Annotated in this window: 23 protein-coding genes; 8 read left to right on the top strand and 15 right to left on the bottom strand. The window is 71.8% G+C overall.

Going from position 1 to position 24,795, the window contains the following annotated elements; translation table 11 throughout:
- Nucleotides 1-21 precede the first annotated feature (21 nt).
- From HD595_RS22570 to HD595_RS22540, 7 genes are all read right to left on the bottom strand, one after another.
- Nucleotides 22-462 carry a hypothetical protein gene (locus HD595_RS22570; protein ID WP_253772101.1) on the bottom strand — a complete coding sequence of 147 codons (441 nt, stop codon included), beginning with the start codon at nucleotides 460-462 and terminating at the stop codon, nucleotides 22-24.
- Between the two features lie 142 nt (nucleotides 463-604).
- Nucleotides 605-1,432, bottom strand: a complete 828-nt coding sequence (locus tag HD595_RS22565) for an amidohydrolase family protein (protein WP_253772099.1) — start codon at nucleotides 1,430-1,432, stop codon at nucleotides 605-607.
- 131 nt (nucleotides 1,433-1,563) lie between these two features.
- Nucleotides 1,564-3,357, bottom strand: coding sequence for a phosphoenolpyruvate carboxykinase (GTP) (locus HD595_RS22560; protein WP_253772097.1), 1,794 nt, complete (start codon nucleotides 3,355-3,357; stop codon nucleotides 1,564-1,566).
- Between the two features lie 250 nt (nucleotides 3,358-3,607).
- Complete coding sequence (locus HD595_RS22555; protein ID WP_301309561.1) at nucleotides 3,608-4,129, bottom strand: hypothetical protein; 522 nt, start codon at nucleotides 4,127-4,129, stop codon at nucleotides 3,608-3,610.
- Nucleotides 4,130-4,197: 68 nt separating this feature from the next.
- Nucleotides 4,198-5,346, bottom strand: coding sequence for a C40 family peptidase (locus HD595_RS46840; protein WP_253772095.1), 1,149 nt, complete (start codon nucleotides 5,344-5,346; stop codon nucleotides 4,198-4,200).
- Nucleotides 5,347-5,582: 236 nt separating this feature from the next.
- Nucleotides 5,583-6,083, bottom strand: a complete 501-nt coding sequence (greA, locus tag HD595_RS22545; RefSeq protein ID WP_113704807.1) for a transcription elongation factor GreA — start codon at nucleotides 6,081-6,083, stop codon at nucleotides 5,583-5,585.
- A 104-nt stretch (nucleotides 6,084-6,187) separates the two neighbouring features.
- Nucleotides 6,188-6,607: a DUF4307 domain-containing protein gene (locus HD595_RS22540; protein WP_253772093.1), complete on the bottom strand. Its 420-nt coding sequence runs from the start codon at nucleotides 6,605-6,607 to the stop codon at nucleotides 6,188-6,190.
- Between the two features lie 134 nt (nucleotides 6,608-6,741).
- On the opposite strand from HD595_RS22540, the gene mca reads away from it, so the two are divergent.
- From mca to HD595_RS22525, 3 genes are read left to right on the top strand one after another with little or no spacing between them, the layout of a single operon-like run.
- Nucleotides 6,742-7,626 carry a mycothiol conjugate amidase Mca gene (gene mca, locus HD595_RS22535; RefSeq protein ID WP_253772091.1) on the top strand — a complete coding sequence of 295 codons (885 nt, stop codon included), beginning with the start codon at nucleotides 6,742-6,744 and terminating at the stop codon, nucleotides 7,624-7,626.
- 60 nt (nucleotides 7,627-7,686) lie between these two features.
- Nucleotides 7,687-7,851: a hypothetical protein gene (locus HD595_RS22530; RefSeq protein WP_175592777.1), complete on the top strand. Its 165-nt coding sequence runs from the start codon at nucleotides 7,687-7,689 to the stop codon at nucleotides 7,849-7,851.
- Nucleotides 7,852-8,142, top strand: a complete 291-nt coding sequence (locus HD595_RS22525; RefSeq protein WP_253772090.1) for a GNAT family N-acetyltransferase — start codon at nucleotides 7,852-7,854, stop codon at nucleotides 8,140-8,142.
- Between the two features lie 13 nt (nucleotides 8,143-8,155).
- Here HD595_RS22525 and HD595_RS22520 read toward each other — a convergent pair whose 3' ends face one another.
- A complete protein-coding gene (locus tag HD595_RS22520) occupies nucleotides 8,156-9,316 on the bottom strand; it encodes a hypothetical protein (RefSeq protein ID WP_253772088.1) in 1,161 nt (386 codons plus the stop codon).
- Between the two features lie 103 nt (nucleotides 9,317-9,419).
- Between HD595_RS22520 and HD595_RS22515 the strand changes: the two genes are divergently transcribed.
- A complete protein-coding gene (locus tag HD595_RS22515) occupies nucleotides 9,420-11,444 on the top strand; it encodes a thioredoxin domain-containing protein (protein ID WP_253772086.1) in 2,025 nt (674 codons plus the stop codon).
- Here HD595_RS22515 and HD595_RS22510 read toward each other — a convergent pair.
- Together HD595_RS22510 and HD595_RS22505 are read right to left on the bottom strand one after the other, a co-directional pair.
- Nucleotides 11,441-13,531: a transglycosylase domain-containing protein gene (locus HD595_RS22510; protein ID WP_253772085.1), complete on the bottom strand. Its 2,091-nt coding sequence runs from the start codon at nucleotides 13,529-13,531 to the stop codon at nucleotides 11,441-11,443. The two genes, HD595_RS22515 and HD595_RS22510, sit on opposite strands and share 4 nt — an antisense overlap.
- A 114-nt stretch (nucleotides 13,532-13,645) precedes the next feature.
- Complete coding sequence (locus HD595_RS22505) at nucleotides 13,646-14,143, bottom strand: Lrp/AsnC family transcriptional regulator (RefSeq protein WP_253772083.1); 498 nt, start codon at nucleotides 14,141-14,143, stop codon at nucleotides 13,646-13,648.
- A gap of 103 nt (nucleotides 14,144-14,246) precedes the next feature.
- Here HD595_RS22505 and hppD point away from each other — a divergent pair, with 103 nt between their 5' ends.
- Together hppD and HD595_RS22495 are read left to right on the top strand one after the other, a co-directional pair.
- Nucleotides 14,247-15,356 (top strand): 4-hydroxyphenylpyruvate dioxygenase, encoded by a 1,110-nt coding sequence (gene hppD / locus HD595_RS22500; RefSeq protein WP_253772081.1) that lies wholly within the window; start codon nucleotides 14,247-14,249, stop codon nucleotides 15,354-15,356.
- A 99-nt stretch (nucleotides 15,357-15,455) separates the two neighbouring features.
- Nucleotides 15,456-16,886 carry a M1 family metallopeptidase gene (locus HD595_RS22495; RefSeq protein WP_253772080.1) on the top strand — a complete coding sequence of 477 codons (1,431 nt, stop codon included), beginning with the start codon at nucleotides 15,456-15,458 and terminating at the stop codon, nucleotides 16,884-16,886.
- A gap of 52 nt (nucleotides 16,887-16,938) precedes the next feature.
- On the opposite strand, the gene HD595_RS22490 is transcribed toward HD595_RS22495, so the two are convergent.
- Together HD595_RS22490 and HD595_RS22485 are read right to left on the bottom strand one after the other, a co-directional pair.
- Nucleotides 16,939-17,568: a hypothetical protein gene (locus HD595_RS22490; protein ID WP_253772078.1), complete on the bottom strand. Its 630-nt coding sequence runs from the start codon at nucleotides 17,566-17,568 to the stop codon at nucleotides 16,939-16,941.
- Entirely contained in the window at nucleotides 17,565-18,116 is a 552-nt protein-coding gene (locus tag HD595_RS22485; protein ID WP_253772076.1) for an RNA polymerase sigma factor, read from the bottom strand. The genes HD595_RS22490 and HD595_RS22485 overlap by 4 nt, the downstream gene beginning before the upstream one ends.
- A 184-nt stretch (nucleotides 18,117-18,300) precedes the next feature.
- Here HD595_RS22485 and HD595_RS22480 point away from each other — a divergent pair, with 184 nt between their 5' ends.
- Nucleotides 18,301-19,602: a hypothetical protein gene (locus HD595_RS22480; protein WP_253772074.1), complete on the top strand. Its 1,302-nt coding sequence runs from the start codon at nucleotides 18,301-18,303 to the stop codon at nucleotides 19,600-19,602.
- Here HD595_RS22480 and HD595_RS22475 read toward each other — a convergent pair.
- Together HD595_RS22475 and HD595_RS22470 are read right to left on the bottom strand one after the other, a co-directional pair.
- On the bottom strand, nucleotides 19,539-21,032 hold the full coding sequence (locus tag HD595_RS22475; protein ID WP_253772072.1) for an ROK family protein: 1,494 nt from the start codon (nucleotides 21,030-21,032) through the stop codon (nucleotides 19,539-19,541). The two genes, HD595_RS22480 and HD595_RS22475, sit on opposite strands and share 64 nt — an antisense overlap.
- On the bottom strand, nucleotides 21,029-22,207 hold the full coding sequence (locus HD595_RS22470; RefSeq protein ID WP_253781276.1) for an FIST signal transduction protein: 1,179 nt from the start codon (nucleotides 22,205-22,207) through the stop codon (nucleotides 21,029-21,031). The genes HD595_RS22475 and HD595_RS22470 overlap by 4 nt, the downstream gene beginning before the upstream one ends.
- Nucleotides 22,208-22,348: 141 nt before the next feature.
- Here HD595_RS22470 and HD595_RS22465 point away from each other — a divergent pair, with 141 nt between their 5' ends.
- Nucleotides 22,349-23,770, top strand: a complete 1,422-nt coding sequence (locus tag HD595_RS22465) for a sigma 54-interacting transcriptional regulator (protein WP_420540759.1) — start codon at nucleotides 22,349-22,351, stop codon at nucleotides 23,768-23,770.
- Between the two features lie 86 nt (nucleotides 23,771-23,856).
- Here HD595_RS22465 and HD595_RS22460 read toward each other — a convergent pair whose 3' ends face one another.
- Nucleotides 23,857-24,453: an RNA-guided endonuclease InsQ/TnpB family protein gene (locus HD595_RS22460; protein ID WP_253772070.1), complete on the bottom strand. Its 597-nt coding sequence runs from the start codon at nucleotides 24,451-24,453 to the stop codon at nucleotides 23,857-23,859.
- Nucleotides 24,454-24,795 lie beyond the last annotated feature (342 nt).

Raw genomic sequence — 24,795 nt, 5'->3', positions numbered from 1 at the left:
GTCGAGACCCCGGCGCCATCGTCACTCGGGGCCGCCGAGACAGCCGTCCGCCTCGTCGACGAGCGCGTGCACGAAGCGCGCGAGCTCCGCGGAGGTGAGCACCGCCCGCATGCCGACGCCCTCCGCCCCCCACGCCTCGACGAAGGCGCGGCGCGTCAGCCGCCACCGCCCGGGCCGGTCACGCCCGGGGACCCAGAGCGGGATCGTGCGCAGGCAGCAGCGCAGCTCGCCGCCTCCCACCAGGGCTGACCTCGTACGATACCGGAAGGCGAACAGTTCGCTGTCCGGCTCCTCCTCGGGGAACCGGTCGTCGGGATCGGGCCAGCGCGCGGCCTGCCCGCGTCCGGCGCGGGCCTCGTCCACGCCGTGCGCCAGGCGGCGCAGCAGCCAGCCGCACCGCTCGCCCACGGTGCCGTACGGCGTGCCGTCGCGCGCCAGCTCCAGGGTGATCTCGTACGGCATGCCGACGCTGTCCGTGCACGCGACGGGCGTGACGGTCAGGAAAGATCCGTCGACACAGCGTAGTCCCCCCACATCGGCAGCTTATCCATCCCAAACTTCCCTAAACCCTGGAAAACGGCCAGCCATAAACCGCTGGCGAAGATCACCCGATACCGTAAAAACGCCGCGCGGTTTCGCCCAGGACCAGGTCCCGGTCCGTGCCCCCCAGCAGGGACGACGTCACCTCCCAGACCGTGCGGTAGTCGGAGGCGAGCAGCGCCACCGGCCAGTCGCTGCCGGCCATCAGCCGCTCGGGGCCGAAAGCCCCCACCGCGTGGTCCACGTACGGCCGCAGGTCCTCCACGGTCCAGTTCGCGTGGTCGGCCTCGGTGACCAGTCCCGACACCTTGGCGTACACGTTGGGCAGGGCCGCCACCCGCGTGATCTGCGAGGCCCACGGCTCCCACACGTGCTCCCTGACCCGCGGCTTGGACAGGTGGTCGACGACGAGGCGCAGCGTGGGGTGGCGCTCGGCCAGCGTGACGACGTGGTCGAGGTGTCGGGGCAGCAGCGAGACCACGTCGAAGGTCAGCCCGGCCGCCGCCAGCAGGCCCAGCGACTCCAGCACGGTGTCCTGGACCACCCAGTCGGGGTCCGGCTCGTCGTGGATGAGGTGCCGTACTCCGCGAAACTTCGGATGTCTGGCGTACCGTTCGATGGCGCGGGCCGCCTCATCGGGGCGGTCGAGCGGCACCCAGCCGACGACCGCCGCCACGAAGTCCTGGGCCTCGGCCAGGGCCAGCAGGGCGTCGGTCTCCTGGTACGAGTCGGCCGCCTGCACCAGCACCGTGGCGTCCACCCCGGTCGCGGCCAGCTCGGGGGCCAGGTCGGCCGGCCGGTAACTGCGGTACAGCACGCCCTGGTCCGGGGTCAGCCACGGGTAGGAGCCGGTCTCAAGGTCCCAGAAGTGCTGGTGCGCATCCACGATCACGCACCAAAACCTAGGATGTCTGGCCTTTCCCGGCAAGGCCCCGGAGGCCACGCGGCCGGCCCGGCGCCGTTGACGGGCCGGCCGCGAACGGCCAGGGGGGTGGCTTCGGAGCGCGCCCCGAGCGGGGCGCGCTAGGACAGGCGGTCGAGCAGCGCGTTGTACTCGTCCCACAGCTCCTTGGGCAGGTGGTCGCCGAAGGTGTCGAAGTGGGCGCGGATCTGCGCGGCCTCGTCCCGCCACACCTCGGGCTCCACCGACAGCAGCGTGCGCAGGTCCTCCTCGGGCAGGTCGAGGCCCTCGGTGTCGAGCGTCTCGGGCACCAGGCCAATCGGCGTCGGCACGGCCGCCGCCTCGCCGTTGAGGCGCTCGACGATCCACTTGAGCACCCGGCTGTTCTCGCCGAAGCCCGGCCAGATGAAGCGGCCGCCGGCGTCCTTGCGGAACCAGTTGACGTAGTAGATGCGCGGCAGCTTCGCGCCCTGGCGCCGGCCGATCTCCAGCCAGTGGCCGAAGTAGTCGCCCATGTTGTAGCCGCAGAACGGCAGCATCGCGAACGGGTCGTAGCGCAGCTCGCCGACCTTGCCCTCGGCCGCGGCGGTCTTCTCGGAGGCGACGTTGGCTCCGAGGAAGACGCCGTGGTCCCAGCTCAGCGACTCCGTCACGAGCGGCACCGCGGTGGCGCGGCGCCCGCCGAACAGGATCGCCGAGATGGGCACGCCCTCGGGGTCCTGCCACTCCGGCGCGATGGTCGGGCACTGGGAGGCGGGCGTGGTGAAGCGGGCGTTGGGGTGCGCGGCGGGCTCGTCGCCGCCGGGCGTCCAGGAACGGCCCTTCCAGTCGGTGAGGTGCGCGGGCGGCTCGTCGGTGAGCCCCTCCCACCACACGTCGCCGTCGTCGGTCAGGGCGACGTTGGTGAAGATGCTGTTGCCCCAGAGCGTCTTGACCGCGTTGGCGTTGGTGACCTCGCCGGTGCCGGGGGCCACGCCGAAGAAGCCGGCCTCCGGGTTGATCGCGCGCAGCGTGCCGTCCTTGCCGAACCGCATCCAGGCGATGTCGTCGCCGACGGTCTCGACCTTCCAGCCCGGGATCGTCGGCTGGAGCATGGCGAGGTTGGTCTTGCCGCAGGCGCTCGGGAAGGCCGCGGCGATGTAGCGCACCTCGCCGGAGGGCGGCGTGAGCTTGAGGATGAGCATGTGCTCGGCCATCCAGCCCTCGTCGCGGGCCATGGTGCTGGCGATGCGCAGCGCGTAGCACTTCTTGCCGAGCAGCGCGTTGCCGCCGTAGCCGGAGCCGTACGACCAGATCTCGCGGGTCTCGGGGAAGTGGCTGATGTACTTGGTGGAGCTGCACGGCCAGGGCACGTCGTGCTGTCCCGGCTCCAGCGGCGCGCCGACGCTGTGGACGCAGCGCACGAACTCGCCGCGCTCCTCGATGAGCCGCAGCGCCCGCTCCCCCATCCGGGTCATGATCCGCATCGAGACGGCGACGTACGGCGAGTCGGTGATCTCCACGCCGAGCTGGGAGATCTCGCCGCCGAGCGGGCCCATGCAGAAGGGCACCACGTACATCGTCCGGCCGCGCATGCAGCCCTTGAACAGCTCGCCGAAGGTGGCGCGCATCTCCGCCGGCGCGATCCAGTTGTTGGTCGGCCCGGCGTCCTCCTCCCGCTCGGAGCAGATGAACGTGCGGTCCTCGACCCGCGCGACGTCGCTCGGGTCGGACTTGGCGTAGAAGCTGTTGGGCCGCTTGGCCAGCCGGGTGAAGGTGCCCTGCTCGACCAGCAGGTTGGTCAGGCGGGTCCACTCCGCCTCCGAGCCGTCGCACCACTCGATCCGGTCGGGCTGTGTCAAGGCGGCGATCTCGTTCACCCAGGCAACCAATTCGGCATTGCTCGTCGGGGCGGGTACTTCGACGGAAAGCGACACGGCTACGGCTCCTCCACGGTGTTCAGGGCCCAGTCATCATTAACGACGAAGCCGCGTGAAAGCCAATTGGCATAGACCTATTCACGTCGGCGTCGCCGCAGGCAGGGGCCTTGACGATTGGAGGAGCCTACCCAGCCCGAACGGTTTTAAAAGAAATTCCCGCGGCACCTCCACCTGTCTCCGAAGCATGGTCTAAACCAATTTCCGTAGTGGTATAAACCATTTCCCGATTCGTTTTCGCTGCGTGCTCTCAGTTCTGGACGTCGGGCCCGGAGGAGCGGACGCGGTCGACGTGGCTCAGGGCGTCGCGCAGATCCGTCAGCCACGTGTCGGTGTGTCGGCCGACCAGCCGCACGCACCACGCGAGCGCGTCGCTGCGGCTGCGGGCCACGCCGGCGGCCACGAGCGTGTCGAGGACCTGCCGCTCGGACTGCCGCAACCGGGTCATCACCGGCACGGACAGAGTGGTGAACATCACAGTCTGGTCGCCGCAGGAGACGCCCCAGGACACCTTCTGCCGGAACCTGCGCTCGGCCTCGCGCGCGATCTCGATGCGGCGCTCCCGGGTCTCCTCCCGGAAACGCAGGACGAGCCCCTCGACGAGGGCCGCCCGCTCCTCCTCCGGCGTCTCGCCGGACGGCTCGGGCAGCGTGCCGATGACCGCGATCTCCTCGCGGTCGCGGACGATCTCGGGCGCACCGGTGAACCAGCCCTCGGGCAGGCGGCCGGTGAACCACGCGCGGACCTGTGCGGTGCTTTCTACGCTTTCCATGTAATCAGAATTACACCATTGCTGGGCATACGCACGCGCCAGAGGGTAAGAAGCGGTTGACCGCGGGGTTACCTGACCCTGGCCGCGAGGGCAGGGCTGATGCGGACGACGCCGGCGAGGTTGCGGGTGTGCACGGGGCTGATCTTGACCACGTCGCCCGTCCGCGGCGCCTGGATCATCTTGCCGTCGCCCCAGTAGATGGCCACGTGCGAGATGTAGCCGGGGTTGGTCGGGTCGCTGCGCCAGAAGAGCAGGTCGCCGGGCTGCGCCTGCGACAGCGGCACCTGGGGACCCGTCACCCACTGCTGGTGCGTCACGCGCGGCATCCTGACCCCCGCCTGCGCGTAGGCCCACTGCACCAGGCCCGAGCAGTCGAACGTGTCGGGCCCCTCGGCGCCCCACACGTACGGCCGGCCGAGCTTCGAGGCCGCCGCCTTGAGCGCCACGGTGATCTGCGCGGCCGAGACGAGCGCGCCGGCCGCCCACACCCGCGCCTGCTTCTTGGCCGGGGGCAGCACCGGGTTGACCATGGCCACCTGCGTGCCCTTGGGCAGCACCCTCAGCAGGGAGTCGCGCAGCCTGGCGGAGTTGGCCTTGGGGGCGCTGACGATCAGCGCGTTGTCGCGGGGCAGGCCGAGCCGCCGCCCGGTCTGCCGGGAGACGACGGCGTCCACCGCGCCGAAGCCCGTCGTGGCGTACGCGCCGATGCGCAGCGGGCCGGCCGGGCCGTTCACGCGGCTGTGCAGCGACAGCCCGCCGTCGTTGCCGAGCACGAAGGACACCGCGACGTCGCCCGCCGCCACGTTCTTCCACAGGGGGTCGGAGGCCGCCGTCACCTTCGGCGTGTAGGCGCGGAACGTGGAGGGATCGACCGCGAGGGTCTGCACCCGCTTGCCGTCGAGCGTGATGGAGGCCGCGTCGGCCAGCTCCAGCGCGCGCACGCCGCGTAAGCGGGCCACCTTCTCCAGCAGCTTCGTGGTGAACGGCTTGCGCGTGACGACGAACAGGTTGGGCTTGTGCAGCGTGCCCAGCGGCTTGACCTCGGGCGCGGGGCCCGACTCGGCGACCAGTGTCTGCCGGGGCGCGGGCCGGATCTGCGCGGGCGCCGTGGCCGCGGCCTGCCCCTGGCGCGGCGGCGTCTTCGAGGCGCGGGGCTGCGCCAGCAGGAGCACGTCGGCGGTCAGCACCGCCACCAGCGCCACCACGATGACCGGCACCAGCCGCGTGTGGTCACGCCGGCGGCGCGGCGGCGGGCCGTACGGGGCCTGCGGGTGGCCGTAGGGGCCCTGTGAATGGCCGTACGGGGTGTGCGGGTGGCCGTGCGGGTGCGGGGACGCCGGGGACCGCAGCAGGTAGCTCAGGTCCTGCTTGATGGCCGAGCCGCGGCGCTGCCCCAGGGCAGCGGAAGGCTCCGCCGGGCCGTCGTGGGCCCGGCGGTGCGTGTCTTCGGGGTTCAGTTGCCGATGTACGGCACGGCCTCGAGGATCTCGACCGTGTTCTGACGGCCGTTGGGCATGCTGTACGTGGCCTTCTCGCCGATCTTCTTGCCGTTGATCGCCGCCCCCAGCGGGGACTTGGGCGAGTACACGTCGATCGGGGCGCCGCTCTCCTCGCGGGAGGCGAGCAGGAAGGTCACCTCGTCGTCGTCGCCGACGAACCGGATGGTCACGGTCATGCCCGGGCCGACGATGCCCTCGGTCTTGGGAGCCTCCCCCACCTGCGCGTTGTCGAGGATCTGGCGGAGGTGGAAGATGCGGGCCTCCATCTTGCCCTGCTCGTCCTTGGCGGCGTGGTAACCGCCGTTCTCCCGTAGATCACCCTCTTCGCGGGCGGCCTCGATCTTCTTGGCGATGTCGACGCGCCCTGGGCCCGAGAGATATTCGTACTCCGCCTTCAGGCGGTCGTACGCCTCCTGCGTCAGCCATGTGACGTTCTCATCGCGAGAGTCGGCCACGGGTTCTCCTTGCTTGCCTAGGGGCCCTGGAACACTGAGGACGCCTGTGCGGTCGAATTGCGAAAGGCTAACAAGCCGGCCGCGCCAACGCTTCCCCAAACGTCTTATTCTATGAGATTGCAGTACTGGATGTGGACCGAAGCGGCCTCGGCGGTGGTGTCCAGCCGCTCCTTGAGCTGCTTACTACCCTGTCCCGGCCCGATTCTTACGTCCTTGGTGCCCACCTCGGCATGCCCGGCGTCCAGGGCCCTGAGCTGACAGACGGCCGCGCGGTCGTCCGGCTTCGCCACGGTGAAGACGATCTCGGCCTGTCCGGGCTCCACGGTGAACGACACGACCTGCGCCACGGCGCCGGACGTGCTGCCGGTCATCGACCACATCACGTAGCCCCATCCACCCGCGATGATGGCCACCAGCACGCCGATGACGACGTGCACGACGAGACGGCCGCCTCGCTTGGGACGGTCCGGGTAGTCGTCGGGCGTGCCGAGAACCGGCCCGTTCCCGACATCTCTCGTGGCCATGGCGGAATCTCCCTGCACTCCCTCAGCGTTATCCGAGACAATTGTCGCCCGCGGGGGCCGTGCCCTCGCGACCGCCCAGCAGAAAGTAACCTCTCTGGGCGCCTGTTCGGTCCGACTGAGGAGACATCGAGCCCGTGAGTGCACCGCTGAGGCTGATGGCCGTCCACGCCCACCCTGACGACGAGTCCAGCAAGGGCGCCGCGACGATGGCCCGCTATGTCCGCGAAGGCGTGGAGGTGCTGGTCTGTACGCTCACGGGCGGTGAGCGGGGCTCGGTGCTCAACCCGAAGATGGACCGGCCCGAGATCGTGGCCAACATCGCCGAGGTGCGCAAGGCCGAGATGGACCGCGCGCGCGAGATCCTCGGCGTGCGGCAGCAGTTCCTCGGCTTCGTCGACTCCGGCCTGCCGGAGAACGAGGACGAGGCGCTGCCCGAGGGCTGCTTCGCCCTGCAGAAGCTGGAGGACGCCTCCCGGCCGCTGGTCGCCGCCGTGCGCGAGTTCCGCCCGCACGTCATCATCACCTACGACGACGACGGCGGCTACCCGCACCCCGACCACATCATGACGAACAAGGTCTCGGTGGAGGCGTTCGACGCCGCCGGCGACCCCGACCGCTACCCGGGCACGGGCGAGCCGTGGCAGCCGCTGAAGCTCTACTACCAGATGGGCTTCACCAAGGAGCGGTTCGAGGCGCTGCACGAGGCCATGACCTCGCGCGGCATGGGCTCCCCGTACGCCGACTGGATCGCGCGCTGGGAGGACCGCCCCGCCAAGTGGCCGGTGACGACCCGCGTGCCGTGCGGCGACTACTTCGAGATCCGCGACGAGGCGCTCAAGGCGCACGCCACGCAGATCGACCCCGACAGCTGGTGGTTCGTCTGCCCGCGCGAGCTCCAGCAGGAGATCTGGCCGACCGAGGACTACCACCTGGCCCGCTCGCTGGTCGACACCGAGCTGCCCGAGGACGACCTGTTCACCGGCATCCACGCCGACGAGGTCTCGCCCGCCTGCCCCTGAGCCGACCTGCGCACACCCGCCGATGGGCCGACCACCGCACCCCGGTGGCACACTGGAACCGTGACAGTTCTCGCAGCCGGTGACGTGAGCCCGGGCCTGCTCGGTTTCGTCGTCGTCGCCCTCATCGGGGTGGCCCTGTACTTCCTCATCAAGTCGATGAACAAGCAGATGTCGAAGATCAAGGTCCCGCACGAGGGCGACACGGACGACAGGAAAGCCGAGTAGATGGCCATCGAAGTAGTCGACGCCCCGGCCCGCAGCCGGTTCGAGGTTCTCGTGGACGGCGAGGTGGCCGGGTTCGCCGACTACCGTCTGCTGCCCCAGAAGATCGTCTTCACCCACACCGAGGTGCGGCCCGAGCACGAGGGCCAGGGGCTCGCGGGCCGGCTGGTCGGCCACGCGCTCGACATGAGCCGCGACACCGGCCTGCGGGTCGTGCCGCTGTGCTCGTACGTCGCGAGGTACATCGAGCGTCACCCCGAGTACAAGGACCTCGTGGACTCCGCGGAGTCCTGAAGCCGGAGGCAGGTCAGTACTCCTTCGGCGACCAGGCGCGTTCCAGGGCCAGCGGGAGCCCCCACCAGCCGAGGGGCGTGAGCACGTCGTCGGCGTCCACGATGCCCAGATGCCCCCACAGCGTCACCACGGGCGTGAAGAGCCGCTCGCTGCCGCGCAGCTCGTCGGGGTCGCTCATGTCGACCTCGGCCGTGATGTCCGGCGACTCGGCGATGAGCCGCGCGATCCGCTCGGGCGAGGCCAGCACCCCCGGGCCGAGCCGGACCAGCGCGGCGGCCGCCGCCAGCCAGTCGGCGTACTGGATCTCGCACAGGGCGGCGAGCACCTGGTCCTCGTGGCTCACCTCGCCGTCCAGGTCGGTGAACTCCTCGACGGTGTCGTCCTCCTCCGACAGGTCGGAGATGGGGCCCGCGATGCCCGCGGCCACCGACAGCCACAGCTCCATGTCGTCGTCGGGCATCGGCCGCTCCTCGAACCCGGCGCAGGCCCGCAGCACGTTGGCCGGGTAGCCCGGCTGGCCGAGCAGCACCCGCAGCCGCGCCGCGGCCCCCTCCAGGTCGGCGACCGGCAGCTCCGGCTGTCTCGGCAGGCCGGCGACGACGCGGCGCAGCTCGCCGAGCGCCGTGGCCTCCTGCTCCTCGAAGACGGCCATCAGCTCCTCGTTCTGCTCGTCGGCGACCGCGAAGCCCGGCACCCGGCCGTCGGGCAGCGGCGTGTTCAGCCACCGGTCCTGGAGCTCCTCGTAGGCGCGGCGGGCCCGCTGGTCGCCCCGCAGCAGCGCGTCGGAGTCGATCTCGCCGGCCCGCACGCGCTCCTCCAGGTGGCGCACGAGCCGGGAGAACATCTCCTCGCCCACCGGCCCCCGCTCGTCCTCCTCCGGCCAGATGAAGAAGCCGGGCGTCAGCAGGATCGGCTCGGTGCCGGTGGACTCGACCCAGCGCTGCACCTCGCCCACGGTGGCGACGCACGCCTCGATCTGGAGCAGAATCTCCTTGGCCGAGTCCCAGAAGACCGGCGACAGCGGGTTGCCCGCGGCGGCCATCGCGCGCCGCAGGTCGGGCAGCGCCACCAGGGACATGCCGGACGGCACGGACAGCAGCGCCCGCGCCACGTCCCTGCGGGTCAGGTCCGTGACGCGGCGCCCGGCGTGGGCGCGCACGTACTCGAGGTCCACTCTCCGTAACCTACGCCTCCACGCCCCGGTACGCGCGCGAAGCCGGTATGTGACCGGGAGGCGCGGGCAGGTAGGCCCCGTAGGGTGACCCGGGGAGGTCTTGATGAACCGCTTGAAGGACTCGACGAGCCCGTACCTGCTCCAACACGCGGACAACCCGGTCGAGTGGCATCCGTGGGGCGAGGAGGCGTTCGCCGAGGCGCGGCGGCGTGACGTGCCGCTGCTGGTCAGCGTCGGTTACTCGGCGTGCCACTGGTGCCACGTCATGGCGCACGAGAGTTTCGAGGACGCCGAGACGGCGCGGCTGATGAACGCGAACTTCGTCAACGTCAAGGTGGACCGCGAGGAGCGGCCCGACGTGGACGCCGTCTACATGGGCGCCACCCAGGCCATGACGGGTCAGGGCGGCTGGCCCATGACCGTGTTCGCCACCCCTGACGGCCATCCGTTCTACTGCGGCACGTACTTCCCGCGGCGCGACTTCCAGCGGCTGCTGGCGGCCGTCCACGAGGCGTGGACCGGCAAGCGCGAGGCGGTGCTGCGGCAGGGCTCGCAGGTGGTGTCGGCGCTCACCTCGCAGACGACGCTGCCCGGCGGGCCGCTGCCCACGGCGGAGACGCTGGAGCGGGCCATGGACAACCTGCGGGCCTCCTTCGACCCGGCGCACGGCGGCTTCGGCGGGGCGCCCAAGTTCCCGCCGTCGATGGTGCTGGAGTTCCTGCTGCGGTCGGGCGAGCGGGAGATGAGCGGGAAGACGCTCGACGCGATGGCCCGCGGCGGCATCTACGACCAGCTCGGCGGCGGGTTCGCCCGCTACAGCGTGGACCCGCGGTGGGTCGTGCCGCACTTCGAGAAGATGCTCTACGACAACGCCCTGCTCCTGCGGGTCTACACCCACTGGTGGAAGGCCGGCGGGGGCGAGCGGGCCCGGCGGATCGCGCTGGAGACCGCCGAGTGGCTGCTGCGGGAGATGCGCACGCCCGAGGGCGGCTTCGCCTCGGCGCTCGACGCCGACAGCGAGGGCGAGGAGGGCAAGTTCTACGTCTGGACGCCGGAGCAGCTCGGCGAGGTGCTCGGCGAGGACGACGGCGCCTGGGCGGCCCGGGTGTTCTCCGTCACCGGCACGTTCGAGCACGGCACGTCGGTGCTCCAGCTCCTGGAGGACCCGGACGACGCCGAGCGCCTCGCGTCCGTGCGCGCCCGGCTGCTGGCCGCCCGGGAGACGCGGGTGCGCCCGGGGCGCGACGACAAGGTCGTGGCCTCCTGGAACGGCCTGGCCGTCGCGGCGCTGGCTGAGACCGGCGCGGTGTTCGACCGGCCCGACCTGGTCGAGGCGGCCGTGGCCGCGGCCACGCTGCTCGACCGGGTCCACCTGCGCGACGGCAGGCTGCTGCGCACCTCGCGCGACGGCCGGGCCGGGACGAACGCGGGAGTGCTGGAGGACTACGCGAACGTGGCCGAGGGCCTGATCGCACTCCACGGCGTCACCGGCGACACCCGCTGGTTCCGGGCGGCCGGCGCGCTGCTCGACACCGTGCTGGCCAGGTTCGCCGACGGGACGGGCGGGTTCTTCGACACCGCCGACGACGCCGAGCGGCTGTTCCAGCGGCCCCAGGACCCCACGGACAACGCCACGCCGTCGGGGCAGTACGCCGCGGCGGGGGCGCTGCTGTCGTACGCGGCGCTGACCGGGTCGGAGCGGCACCGGGAGGCGGCGCGGGCGGCGCTCGGCACCGTGTCGGTGCTGGCCGGCTCGCACGCGCGGTTCGCCGGTTGGGGGCTCGCGGTGGCCCGGGTGGCGCTGGACGGGCCGGTGGAGGTGGCGGTGGTGGGGCCGCCGGACGACGCGCGCACGCGGGCGCTGCACCAGGAGGCGCTGCTGGCGGACGCGCCCGGCCTCGTCGTCGCCCTGGGCATCCCGGGGGGCGACGCGGCGCCGGACGGGCCGGCCCTGCTGGAGGGGCGCGGGCTCGTGGGCGGGGCGCCCGCCGCGTACGTGTGCCGGGGGTTCACCTGCCGCATGCCCGTCACCACGCCCGAGGAGCTGCGCCGCGAGCTGGCGGGAGGGTGGCTCCGGGAGCTGCGCCCAGAGCCGCCCGCGAGGTGGCCGCGCGGGGCCGCCCGCTAGCCGAAGGGTGACCGCGGCGGGCCGCCCTGGTCGTCCGGCGGGCCGTTCGGGGTCTGCGGCTCCTGGGTGAAGCCGCCGCCGTCGTCGGGACGGTCCGGCGGGCCCTGCTCGTCCGGCCGCTGCGTCTGCGGCGGGTCGGTGAGTTCGGGCTGCGTCGTCTCGGGAGGCCCGCTCGGCTGGGAGGTGGGCGGGCCGCCGTTGTCGTCCGGTACGCGCGTCTCGCGCTGCGCGTACGGGTCGTCGTACGGCGTGGTGTACGAGTCGCGGTAGCCGTAGTCGGACGGCTCGGGGAACTCCTCGACGGGCTTGCCGCGCATGGCCTCGGTCATGAACGCCCGCCACACCTGCGCCGGGAGCTGCCCGCCGAACTGCACGCCGTACCCGGGGATGGTGACCGTCTTGTTGTCGGAGCGGAACATGTCGACCGCGACCGCGAGCTGCGGCGTGAAGCCGTTGAACCAGACCGACTTCGACTCGTCCGTGGTGCCCGTCTTGCCGGCGACCGGGCGGTCGTCGAGCCGGGCCCCGGTGCCGGTGCCGTACTTGACGACCTGCTGGAGGGCGTACGTGGTGTCGGCGGCGGCCTGCTCGGCGATCACCTGCCGGGACGCGGGCTTGACCACGTTCTTGACGCCCTTGCCGTCGGTGACGGACCTGACCACGTGCGCCTCGACGTGGACGCCCTTGTTGGCGAAAGTGGAGAAGCCGGAGGCGTTCTGCACGGCGCTCACCGAGGCGACGCCCAGCGGGAACGTGGCCGCGGCCTGGTGCGGCCGCAACTGCGCGGCGGGGATGCCCGCCGCCTCGGCGGTGGCGGCCACCTTGTCCAGGCCCACCTTCTGGCCGAGGTCCACGAACGCCGTGTTGACGGAGTTCTGGGCGGCCCGCACCAGGTCGATCGTGCCGTAGGAGCGGCCGCTGTCGTTGGGGATCGGGTGCGTGGGGTCGGAGGCCACGCGCATCGGCGAGTTGCCGTTGACCTGGGTGGACAGGTCGTAGCCGTTGTTGAGTGCGGCGGCCAGCGTGTACGCCTTGAACGTGGACCCGGCGGGCACCTTGGCCGAGAAGGCGTTGTCGTACCCGGTGAGCTTGGGGTTGCCGCCGTAGAAGGCGACGATCTCGCCCGTGGCCGGGTCGACGGCCGCCAGCCCGGTGCGGACCGCCTTCGGCGTGGCGGCGGGCACGGTGTCCTTGACGGCCCGCTCGGCCGCCTGCATGAGCTTCTTGTCGAACGTGGTGACGACCCGCAGGCCGCCGCTGTTGATGTCCTCGTCGCTGTAGCCGCGCCGGTTGAGCTCGGCGGTGACCTGGTCGAGCATGTACTGCGCCTGGCCCCGCAGCACGAACGGCTTCTTCGGCGCCTTCAGCGTGGGGAAGGTCTGGGCCGCCGCCTCCTGGGCGCCGAGCGTGCCGGTCTGGCGCATCGCCTCGATCACGGCCTGCCAGCGGGTCCGGGCGGCCTGCAGGTCGGCGCCCTTGGGGTCGGCGAAGCGGCTGGGCTGCTGGATCACCGAGGCGAGGTAGGCCCCTTCGGCCACGGTGAGCTTGCCGACGTCCTTGCCGAAGTAGGCCTGGCTGGCGGCCTGGATGCCGTTGGCGCCGCGGCCGAAGTAGATGGTGTTGAGGTACTGCTCCAGCACCCAGTCCTTGGGCTTGGACTGGTCCACCTTGATCGAGATCATGATCTCTTTGATCTTGCGGGTGATGGAGCGTTCCTGGCTGAGCCCGCTGTAGTAGTTGCGCACGAGCTGCTGGGTGATGGTGGAGCCGCCCTGGAGCTGCTGGCCGGTGAGCGTGGACCACAGGGCGCGGCCGGTGCCCTTGACCGAGACGCCGGCGTCCTCGTAGAAGGAGCGGTTCTCGGCCGCGATGACCGCGTCGCGCACGTGCTGGGGCACCTTGGCCAGCTCGACGAGGCGGCGGTCCACGCCCTGCCGGGCGAGGACGCTCTTGCCGTCGCGGTAGTAGATGACCGACCCCTGGGCCGTGGCCTGCTTCTGGGTGCTGTCGGGGATCGGTGTCATGGCGTACGCGATGCCGAACGCGACGATCGCCAGAAGGAGTCCGGCACCGCCGGCGATCAGCAACCTCTTGAGGATCCGACGTCTTCGCTTACCCATCCCACCACCGCTCCGCACCTCGCAAACCCCCGTATGCTGGGCGAACGTCAAGGTTAGACGACCGGCGACGGTGCCTTGTCCCTACGGGGATCGTACGTACTGCTGCCCGCCATGGCGCGGGACATCCTCCACCAGCGGGAGCACCCGGTACGGAACGGGCGTGTCCAGGGCGATGACGGACGACGTCCGGCGCACGCCGCGCACGTCCACGATCTGGTCGATGACCCGCTGGAGATCGGCGTTCGTGCGGGCCACGACCCGGCAGAGCAGGTCGCTGCCGCCGGTGATCGTGTGGACCTCCAGCACCTCGGGGATGCGCGCGAGGCCGTGCGACACGGGATCGTGCCCGGCCTCCTGCCTGATCTCCAGCGTGACGAACGCCGTGACGGTGTAGCCGAGGGCCGCGGGCGACACGTCGGGCCCGAACCCGGTGATCACTCCCCTGGCCAGCAGCCGGTCGAGCCGGGCCTGGACGGTGCCCCGGGCCACGCCGAGGCGGCGCGAGCACTCCAGCACGCCGAGGCGCGGCTCGGCGTGGAGCAGCGCGATGAGGCGGGCGTCGAGATCGTCGATCGTCATGGTGTACAGAAACTCCGGCGTTTTCGGGCAGGCACTGGGCAGATTGTCCATTGATTCAAGTAACTCTTGCACAACCCGCTCAGATAAGTCGACATTTAGTGGCATGACTGATGTCTTTCCGGTTAACGGCATGGACGCCGTGGTGTTCGCCGTCGGCAACGCCAAGCAGGCCGCTCACTACTACTCCACCGCCTTCGGCATGCGGCTGGTGGCCTACCGCGGGCCGGAGAACGGCAGCCGCGACGAGGTCGCCTACGTCCTGACCTCGGGCTCGGCCCGGTTCGAGCTGCGCTCCTCGATCAGGCCAGGCACCGACATGGCCCGGCACGTGGCCGAGCACGGCGACGGGGTGATCGACCTCGCCCTCGACATGCCCGACGTGGAGTCGGCCTACGCCCACGCCGTACGGCAGGGCGCGCGGGGGCTCGTCGAGCCGTACACGGTGGAGGACGAGCGCGGCAAGGTGACGCTGGCCGCCATCGCCGCCTACGGCGAGACCCGCCACACCCTCGTGGACAGGTCCAACTACGGCGGCGTCTACCTGCCCGGCTACGAGCCCGCCGAGCCGCTCGTCGCGGCGCCCGCGGTCAAGAACGGCCGCCTGTTCCAGGCCGTGGACCACTGCGTGGGCAACGTCGAGCTCGGCAAGATGGACGAGTGGGTGGAGTTCTACCGCCGTGTCATGGGCTTCACCAACATGGCCGAGTTCGTCGGCGACGACATCGCCACCGAGTACTCCGCGCTCATGTCCAAGGTCGTGGCCGACGGCACCCGCAAGGTCAAGTTCCCGCTCAACGAGCCGGCCGTCAGCCGCAAGAAGTCGCAGATCGACGAGTACCTCGAGTTCTACGGCGGCCCCGGCGTCCAGCACATCGCGCTGGCCACCAACGACATCCTCACCACGGTCGACCACATGCGCGCGGCCGGCGTGCAGTTCCTCGACACGCCCGACTCGTACTACGACGACCCGGAGCTGCGGGCCCGGATCGGCCAGGTGCGGGCGCCCATCGAGGAGCTCAAGAAGCGCCGGATCCTGGTGGACCGCGACGAGGACGGCTACCTGCTGCAGATCTTCACCAAGCCGGTGCAGGACCGGCCGACCGTGTTCTTCGAGCTGATCGAGCGGCACGGCTCGCTGGGCTTCGGCAAGGGCAACTTCAAGGCGCTGTTCGAAGCCATCGAGCGTGAGCAGGACCGCCGGGGTAATCTCTGAGAGGTCCGAGCGTGACCGCGCCGAGGCCGCGGAGCTCCCTGCGCGCTCGTGACACCGCGTAAGCTACGTGTCACGCTACGAAGGGGGAGCGCGACTCCGATGAGGTTCACCCGCCAGGCGACCGCCGCGCTGCTCGCGCTCCTGACCCTGCCCGCCTGCGCGCCGAGCGACGGCGCCGCCGCCACCCCGGCGGCCTCCGGCAAGGGCACGCCCGCCCCCGTCGCCGACGCCGGCGCGGGGGCGCCCGGCATCGGCGACGCCGACTTCCCGCTCGACGGCAACGGCGGCTACGACGTCGGCCACTACGACGTCACGATCGGCTACACCCCGGCCACCAAGCACCTCGACGGGGTCACCACGATCGACGCCACGGCCACCCAGCCGCTGTCGCGCTTCAACCTCGACCTGCGCGGGCTGGAGGTCAGCGAGGTCACGGTCGACGGCGCCAAGGCGGGCTTCGACCGCCGGCGCGACGAGCTCGTCATCACCCCGGCCACGGCGCTCGCCAAGGGCGCCCGCTTCACGGTCAAGGTCACCTACGCCGGCGAGCCCAAGCCGGTCAAGGACCCGTCCAACCTCGGCACCTACGGTTTCATCCCGACGACCGACGGCGCGTTCGTGGCCTCCGAGCCGTCCGGCTCCAAGACCTGGTTCCCCAACAACGACCACCCCGCCGACAAGGCCACCTTCGACTTCCGGATCACCGTGCCGCGGGGCCTGACCGCCCTGGCCAACGGCGAGCTGACCGGCAAGACGGCCGCACCGGGCGGGCGCACCACGTTCACGTGGCGCGAGACCCACCCGATGGTCACCTACCTCGCCACGGCGACGCTCGGCAAGTTCGAGCTGCGCCAGGGCAGGACGGCCGGCGGCATTCCCAACCTCGCCGCCGTCGACCCCGCCTACCACGACGCGCTGGGCAAGCTCTACCGCGTCTCGGGCGAGGTCACCGACTACTGGAGCAAGGTCTTCGGCCCCTATCCGTTCTCCGCCACGGGCGGCGTTGTCGACAACTTCTCCGCGGGCTACGCCCTGGAGAACCAGACCAAGCCGATGTACGGCGGCTTCGACCCCGACACCAGCATCATCGCCCACGAGCTGGCCCACCAGTGGTTCGGCGACAGCGTCAGCATCGAGCGCTGGAAGGACCTCTGGCTCAACGAGGGCTTCGCCACCTACGCCGAGTGGCTGTGGTCGGAGCACACCGGCGGGGCCACGGCCGAGGCGATGTTCCGCCGGCAGTACGCCGCGAAGAACGACCCGATCTGGAAGTACCCGCCGGGGCGGGCCAAGCCCGGCGACCTGTTCAACCAGTCGGTCTACCGGCGCGGCGCCATGACGCTGCAGGTGCTGCGCCGCGCCGTCGGCGACGAGACGTTCTTCAAGCTGCTGCGCACCTGGGTGGCCGACCACAAGTACGGCAACGCCACCACGCCCGAGTTCATCGCGCTGGCCGAGCGGCTGTCGGGCAAGCAGCTCGACACGCTGTTCGACGCCTGGCTCTTCCAGCCCAGCCGTCCCGAGGTGTGACGGCGCGAGGTCCGGCCCGGATCCGGGGCCGGACCTCGCGCCTGGGGTGAGGTCAGCTACCGGCCGGCGGCTGCCCCTGGCCGTCGACGTCGTCCCAGGTCGGGTTCTTGACGGCGACGCACGGCTTGACCGGGCCCTCCACCACGAACCCGGCGTACTGCCAGAGCACGTGCGGCTTCAAGGCCTGGCCCACCTGCTCGTCCTTCACTCTCTCGGCGTACATGAGCACCGCGGTCCGGTTCCCGCCGAAGTACTTCGGGTCGATGTCGATCCCGCCCTTGACCGGGCGGATGGCCTTGCCGGAGATCGACCTGTCGTACTCCTCGGGGGTCTTGGCCTCGCCCCCCGCGACCTGTCCCCTGTCCGGCTTGCACCACGTGCCGGCCTTGAGATAGGTCACGTCGGCCGTGACGCCCATGCGTGCCAGGTCCGCCTCCAGCTTGTCGGCGTCCCTGAACTCCTTGATCTGGACCCGGATCGTGCCGTCGGTGTTCTTGGTCACCGCGTACGCGGGCGACTCGGTGCCGGTCAGCAGCGGCACGGCCACGGCCGCGGCGGCGGCCACCCCGGCCACCGCCGCCCCCGCGAACAGGCGGCGGACCGTCATCCGGCGGCGGTGCTCCGCCCCGCGGGCGGCGACTTCGGCTTTCAGCTCCATCAGCAGGCGCTCCTCGAAACTCATCCTGTGGTTCCTTCCATGACGAGGGGGATGTCGCGCAGCACGCGGCGAGCGCGGTGCAGCCGGACCCGGGCGGTGCCCTGCCGGATGCCGAGGGCCTGCGCGGCCTCCGTGACGGTGAGCTGGTCGATGGCGACCAGCTCCAGCACGGCGCGCTCCCCTTCCGGCAGCCCGGCCATGGCCTCCAAGGCCCGCCTGGCCCTGCCCTCCGCGTCGATCCGCTCCTCCAGGCGGGCGACGTCGTCGGAGTCCAGCAGCCGCCGCCCGCTCACGCGGTCGGCCAGCCTCGTCTCCCTGAACGCGCGGCGCCGCTCGGCCGAGAGCGTGTTCCTCGCCACGCCGTACAGCCACGCGATCTCGCTGCCCCGGCTCGCCCGGTAGGTGTGGGCGGAGTCGAGCACCGCCACGAACACCTCGGCCACCAGGTCGGCGACCGTGTGCGGGTCCTCCACCCGGCGGGCGAGGAAGCGGGTGATCGCGTCGACGTGCCGCCGGTAGAAGGCTTCGAAGGCCACGGGATCCGTGGCGATCTCCACCTGTTTGCGACGCACCGGCCATGCTCCCTTCGTCGATCTACACCCCTGCTTGGAAGGAGCCCGCGGAAGCGTTACAAGCCTGACAGGAGTGACGTATGACACGAATCACCCGCCGGTGGGCCGCCGTCACGTGCTCCGCGGCGCGCGCACGCGGATCGCGCGGGAGCCGCCGGGCGCGGGAGCCTCTACCCTGGCCGTCATGCGCAAGATCGTGGCCCTCCTGGGCGTCGCCGTCGTGGGCGTCGTCGCGACCGGGTGCGGCGTGCCCGCCCCGCCGCCGGCGCCGGGCATGCTGGGGCGGCAGCAGCAGGTCATGGCCGCGTGCATGAGGGGACGGGGGCTGGCGTACACGCCGGCCGCGCCCGGTTCGACGTCGGGGACTCCCGCGCCGCCGGCCGCCGACGAGCTGCGCCGCCGCGCGGGCGACTACGCGGCCATGCGCGAGTACCGGGCGCGGTACGGCTTCGGGGTCTTCGCCGCGCTCGTCCACCCGGATGACCCGCTCGCGTACGTGCCGGAGACGCCTCCGCCGCTGGCGACCCTCCCGGACGCCGATCCGCTGCTCGCGACGGCCCCCTCCGAGCGGCCCGCCCTCCCCTCCTCCGCTCCCGCGCCCACCCGCGCCCCGGAGCCGCCCGCCATCGGCACCCCCACCATGGAGGCGCACGTCACCGACGGCCCGGCGGGCACTCCTGCGGCCATCGGGACGCCCGTCGCCGTCGAGCCCGGCACTCCTCCGGCGGACGAGCCCGGGACGGACGGCGGCTCCGCCGACGCGTACGCCGCGGCCGGCGTCGAGTGCTACGTCAGCACCGTCAAGCAGACCCTCGGCCGGGACGTCACCGACGCGGCCCACCTGCGCAGGAAGTACGTCCGGGCGCTCCGGCTGGCCTGGAAGAACGAGCTGGACACCGACCAGGAGCTGCTCGCCCTGGCGGGGGCGTACGCCGCCTGCCTGACCGGCAAGGGGTACGCGATCGACACCACGGCGCCGACCGAGCTGGCCACCGCGGAGCTCGACCGGTTCGCCGCGCTCAAGGACGACCTGGAGAAGAAGGCCGCCGCCCGCCGCCACAAGGCCGGCCGGGGTGAGCGCGGGGTCGTCCAGGGCGAGCAGCAGGGCAGCCGTGACGACCCCAAGGGCCGCCGCGCCGACGCCAGAACAGGCCGCGGCGACGCCGGAGTGGGCCGCGACGATGCCAGGGCCGCCGACACCAGAGCCGCTGACGTCAGGGCCGCTGACGTCAGGGCGGGCCGCGACGACGCCACGGTAGGTGACCGGCCCGGCGGGCGGCCGGGGGAACGGCCGTCCTCCGTCGTGGACGTGTCGGCCGAGTCGCCCCCGGCGCTGCCCGCGCGCCTCGCGGAGCCGTACCTGCGCCGGGAGATCGCCACGGCCCTGGACGACCTGGAGTGCGGCAAGCGGTTCTTCGCCGTCTACCGGCCCAGGCAGGGGGCCGTGGCCGAGCGGCTGGCCGCGAGCTGGGGGCTCGACCAGTAACGGTCGCCCGCGAGGACGAGCGCCGCCGCGCCGACCAGCCCGGCGTCCTGCCCGAGCGCGGCGGGCGTCACCCTGACCCGCCGGGCGAACCCCATCCGGGCGTGCGCGCGCAACGCCTCCTCCAGCGGCCCGAACAGCGGCTCCCCGGCCTGCGCCAGGCCGCCGCCGACCGTGACGAGTTCGAGGTCGCAGAGGTGAGTGGCGGAGGCGATCGCGACACCGAGCGCGTGCCCGGCGCGGCGCATGGCCGCCATCGCCACCTCGTCGCCCGCCCGCGCGTCGGCGGCGAGCGCCCGCGCGGTCACCTCCCGGTCCTCCGGGTACGCGTCCCTGCCTGTCGCCTGTTCGAAGACGTCCTGAGGACGTCCCCGCAGGTCCCCAGGACGTCCCCCGAGGTGTCCCGGACGTCCTTCACCGTCTCCCTGACGTCCTCCACGTCCCCGAGCACGTCCCGCGACGTCCTCAGGACGTTCCTCTCGACATCCGAGACGTCCCGCGACGTCCTCAGGACGTTCCTCTCGACATCCGAGACGTCCCGCGACGTCCTCAGGACGTTCCTCTCGACATCCGAGACGTCCCGTCCACTCCCCCGGCCGTCCCTCCGCGTCCGCAGGACGTCTGTCTCCGTCTCCGAGGCGTCCTGGGAGGTCGGCCGCCGTGCCGCCGCCCGGCACCCAGCCGTGGGCGAGCGCCCAGGCCGTCAGGACCGGTCCGCGGGCCACCGCCTCCAGACAGCCGCGGCCCCCGCACCCGCACGGCGGGCCGTCCACGGGCTCCACGACCACGTGTCCGATGTGCCCGGCGTTGCCCGTGCCGCCGTCCACGAGCCGGCCGCCCAGCACGAGCCCGCCGCCCACCCCGGTCGAGACGACCATGCCCAGCATGTCGCGCGTCCCCTGGCCGGCGCCCCGCCAGTGCTCGGCCACGGCCACGCACACCGCGTCGTTGTGCAGGCGTACCGGCACCCCCGGGAAGCGCTCCGCCAGCCGGGCGCGCAGCGGGAAGCCGCGCCACCCCGGGATGTTGAGCGGCGAGACCTCGCCCGCGGGCCACCGCATCGGCCCGCCGCACCCGACCCCGACCCCCTCGACCGGCCCGGAGAGCTCCACGGACCCGACACCCTCCGCCGGACCGGCCGACCCCACCGACCCGACACCCTCCACCGGACCGGCCAACCCCACCGACCCGACACCCTTCACTGGACCGGGCGACCCCACGGACCCGCCGAACGCACCCGTCAGCGGGCCGGACGCGCTCACGAGGGCATCCGGCGCCACCAGCGACTCCACGAGGCCGATGAGCGTCTTCCACAGCGTCTCGGCGTCGGCGCCCTGCGGCGTCGCGACCCGCCGCGCCCGCGCCACCGTCCCGTCGTGACCGACCAGCCCGGCGGCCAGTTTGGTGCCGCCGACGTCGATCGCGAGGATCACGCGTCGCCCGCCGCCCCCGACGAGAAGACGAGCACCGACGCCGTGAAGCCGTGCACGTGGTTGTGGCCGCCGACCGGGCCCACCTCCCCCGCCGCGAAGAAGCCGGCCATGCCGATCGGGCCGAGCGTCTCGCGCAGCGCCACCGGGTCGTGGTCGGCGCTGCCGAACATGGCCGAGCCCCGCCCGTTGCAGGAGAACAGCAGCGCGCCGTCCGCCTGCCCGAACTCGGCCTTGTGCGCGTCGAGCAGGTCGTACAGGTCCTCGTCGGCGGTGGCGGCGTCGCGCACCTGGAAGCGGACGGTACGCCCGACCTCCACGATGTCGCCGATGGCCACGGCCTCGTGCTCGGGGTCGATGCCGATCACGCCGCGGATGAGGAAGTCGCCCCGTTCGTGGCGCTCGGCGTACTCGTCGATCGCGATGCCGATCTGCAGGCCGGCGGCCACCAGCTCGCGGTCGTCCTCGTCCAGCTCGCTGACGATGTCCTCAAGCCGGGCCAGCGCGGGCTGCCCGGCGAGCTCCAGCAGGAGGTTGTCCTCGGCGCGGGTGACGACCATGGACGGCCCGATGGGACGGCAGCCCTGGCTGACCACGGTGCGGATCCGCACGGGGCCGCTGAGCACGACCCCGATCGCGCCCTCGGTGTAGACCTCGCCGTCGGCGAACAGCCGGACGGAGCCGCGCCCGCCGACGCCGTTGGCCAGGCCGCCGATCAGCGGGAGGTCGCCGAGCACGTCCGCCGAGCGCTCGACGAACGCGTCGGTCGGGAACGAGTAGGGGTCGGCGAGCAGGATCGCCACGTGGTCGTCGGGACTGCGGTCGGGCAGGCCGACCACCACGAACCGGTCCTCGGCGTTCAGGGTCTCCAGCGCGAACGTGGTCAGCCGGGCCTCGCCGAGCGTGGCCGCCCAGGCGCTCACGGAGGGCGTCAGCTCGACGCCCTGCCCGCCGCCGATCACTCCCGTGGCACTGCAGCCGATCACGTGGGCGTCGGGGGCGAGCGCCATCGCCCGCTGCCCGGCTCGCGCGACGTCGTCGGGGTCGTCGCCGCAGATGAAGAAACAGACCAGGTCGGCCTGCTCGCCGAGTCGTGACAGCGCCTGCCCGACGGCGCGCTCGGCGATCTCCTCAAGGTCCGCACCCACGGCGAGGCCGTCCGCGAAGCGGCTCGTCATCAGGGCCACGCTTCCCGCCTCCCTCGGCAGCTCCAAGTTCCCTAGGCTCCGATTCTCCCCACTAAAGGAACAAGCACGCACACAACGCGTCACTCAATCCTCAAGATCCGTAATCTGCGCCGGACGCGAAACCTCTGCCGCATTCGTGTCGGGGGACGTAGTCTCGATCCCGTGCATCAGCCTCTAAATCTCCGCGAGTTGCGAGAAAGCGGTCACGTTCATCGCACCGTGAAAGCAGAGGTCCGCGAGAACCTGCTGGCCAGGCTGAGGGCGGGCGAGCCCCGCTTTCCAGGCATCGTGGGCTTCGACGACACCGTCCTGCCCCACCTTGAGCGGGCGCTGCTCGCCGGGCACGACCTGGTCCTCCTCGGCGAGCGCGGCCAGGGCAAGACCCGGCTGATCCGCACCGTGACCGGGCTGCTCGACGAGTGGACCCCGGTCGTCGAGGGCTGTGAGATCAACGACCACCCGTACGCGCCGGTCTGCACGCGCTGCCGCTCCCTCGCCGAGGAGCTGGGCGACGAGCTGCCCGTCGCGTGGAAGCACCGCGACGAGCGTTACGGCGAGAAGCTGGCGACGCCCGACACGTCCGTGGGCGACCTGATCGGCGACGTCGACCCCATCAAGATCGCCGAGGGGCGGCGGCTGGGCGACCCGGAGACCGTCCACTACGGGCTGGTCCCGCGCACCAACCGGGGCGTCTTCTCCGTCAACGAGCTGCCCGACCTGGCCGAGCGCATCCAGGTCGCCCTGCTCAACGTGCTGGAGGAGCGCGACATCCAGGTACGCGGCTACAACCTGCGGCTCCCGCTGGACGTCCTGCTCATCGCCAGCGCCAACCCCGAGGACTACACCAACCGCGGCCGGATCATCACGCCGCTGAAGGACCGGTTCGGCGCGGAAGTGCGCACCCACTATCCGCTGACGGTCGAGGACGAGCTGGCGCTGATCCGGCAGGAGTCGATGCCCGACATCGGGGCCGACGTTCCGGAACACCTGGTCGAGACCATCGCCCGGTTCACCCGGCTGGTCCGCGAGTCCACCTCCGTCGACGCCCGCTCGGGCGTCTCGGCGCGCTTCTCCATCGCCGCCGCCGAGACCGCGGCCGCCTCCGCCGTGCGCCGGGCCGCGATCACCGGCGAGGAGCGGCCCGTGACCCGGGTGTGCGACCTGCCGTGCATCGTCCACAGCCTGCGCGGCAAGGTGGAGTTCGAGGTCAGCGAGGAGGGCCGGGAGACCGAGATCCTCGCCCACCTGCTGCGCCGGGCCACGGCCGAGACGTTCCGCAGCCGGCTGGGCGGGATGGACCTGTCGGCGCTGACCGACAAGTTCGCCCAGGGCAACCAGGTGGAGTCGGGCGAGCTGGTGCCGGCCGGCGAGCTGCTGCGCCGCATCGGCCCGGTCGAAGGGCTCGCCAAGATCATGTCGCGGCTGGGCATGGGCGAGGGCGAGGAGTCTCCGGGGCACGCCGCGGCGGCGCTGGAGTTCGCCCTGGAGGGCCTGTACCTCATGCGCCGGCTGTCCAAGGACGACACCGACGGGATGACCGTCTACCGCACTTGACTGCTCCCCCGCCTGAAGTGACCGAAGGCGGGGGATTCCTGGCTCACGCCGCCTGACTGCCCGGCGGACGGTCAGGTCTTACGCGATCAGCACCAGCCGGGGCCAGACCAGCCCGGACGAGCATCACATGGGCGGAGTTCTTGTCCCTGGGGGACACGGCTCCGCACGTGGTGCAGGCCGCGGCCATGCTTGCGCGCCATGGCGATCAGCTCCGCCTTGATCGTGCCGATGGCGGCGTCGGCGGCCTTGCCCGCCATGGTGCTTTTGGCCAGGAACTTCGGCCGGAAGTCCTCCACCGCCAGCACGTCATGGTCGCGCACGACCTTCTTCGCCCACTTACGCGCCGTGTCCTGCCGCTGCCGGGTCACCTTCCGATACGCCATGGCGGCCTGCCGCCCGGCCTCGCGGTAGCCCTTCGACGCGGGCCGGCCGGGCAGAGGTTTGCGGCGGGCCATCATCCGCTGGTACCGGGCAAGCCGATCGGCCGCCTCGCGGCCGTGCCCGGCGCGCGGGAGGTCGTGACCATCGCTGGTCGTGGTCGCGACCTGCGCCACGCCCCAGTCGATCCCGATCACCCGGCCGGTCGCGGGCAACGGCTCGACCCGCGCTGGTACGACGAACGAGGCGTACCAGTGCCCGAGGGCGTCGCGGTAGAGGCGAACCGACGAGGGATCAGCGGGCAACTGCGCTTGAACCGGGGCATCCCCGCCCGCCGCTTGAATGGCAGCCGGGCCTTGATGTCCTTCACAGCCTTGGTCCGGGAGCGGGCGAAGTCACGGATGATGTGCTGCTGCGGCACCGACGCCCCGCCGGCCAGCCACTCGTGCTCGGCCCGCCAACCTGTCAACCTGTCAACAGCTTGTCCAGCCTCGCCGGACCACACTCCTCACGCGCCGTGTATGCGGTGCGGGAGGCGGCCACGCACTGGTTCCACACCCAGCGACACCGATCCCACTCCGCCAGCAACCCGGCACACGCCGCAGACGACACGCGCAGCCGGTAGGTGAATCGGGCACACCCACCAT

The organism is Nonomuraea roseoviolacea subsp. carminata (assembly GCF_024172185.1).
Classification (GTDB): domain Bacteria; phylum Actinomycetota; class Actinomycetes; order Streptosporangiales; family Streptosporangiaceae; genus Nonomuraea; species Nonomuraea roseoviolacea.
Note: the sequence above shows the minus strand (reverse complement) of the source record. Positions and strands in the feature narration are given on the sequence as shown.

Coding starts and splice junctions, on each gene's coding strand:
- HD595_RS22480 (WP_253772074.1), top strand. CDS start 18,301: ATGCGCAAGATCGTGGCCCTCCTGGGCGTCGCCGTCGTGGGCGTCGTC.
- HD595_RS22495 (WP_253772080.1), top strand. CDS start 15,456: ATGAGGTTCACCCGCCAGGCGACCGCCGCGCTGCTCGCGCTCCTGACC.
- hppD (WP_253772081.1), top strand. CDS start 14,247: ATGACTGATGTCTTTCCGGTTAACGGCATGGACGCCGTGGTGTTCGCC.
- HD595_RS22470 (WP_253781276.1), bottom strand. CDS start 22,207: ATGACGAGCCGCTTCGCGGACGGCCTCGCCGTGGGTGCGGACCTTGAG.
- HD595_RS22570 (WP_253772101.1), bottom strand. CDS start 462: ATGCCGTACGAGATCACCCTGGAGCTGGCGCGCGACGGCACGCCGTAC.
- HD595_RS22515 (WP_253772086.1), top strand. CDS start 9,420: ATGAACCGCTTGAAGGACTCGACGAGCCCGTACCTGCTCCAACACGCG.
- HD595_RS22555 (WP_301309561.1), bottom strand. CDS start 4,129: ATGGAAAGCGTAGAAAGCACCGCACAGGTCCGCGCGTGGTTCACCGGC.
- HD595_RS22505 (WP_253772083.1), bottom strand. CDS start 14,143: ATGACGATCGACGATCTCGACGCCCGCCTCATCGCGCTGCTCCACGCC.
- HD595_RS22490 (WP_253772078.1), bottom strand. CDS start 17,568: ATGAGTTTCGAGGAGCGCCTGCTGATGGAGCTGAAAGCCGAAGTCGCC.
- HD595_RS22540 (WP_253772093.1), bottom strand. CDS start 6,607: ATGGCCACGAGAGATGTCGGGAACGGGCCGGTTCTCGGCACGCCCGAC.
- HD595_RS22525 (WP_253772090.1), top strand. CDS start 7,852: ATGGCCATCGAAGTAGTCGACGCCCCGGCCCGCAGCCGGTTCGAGGTT.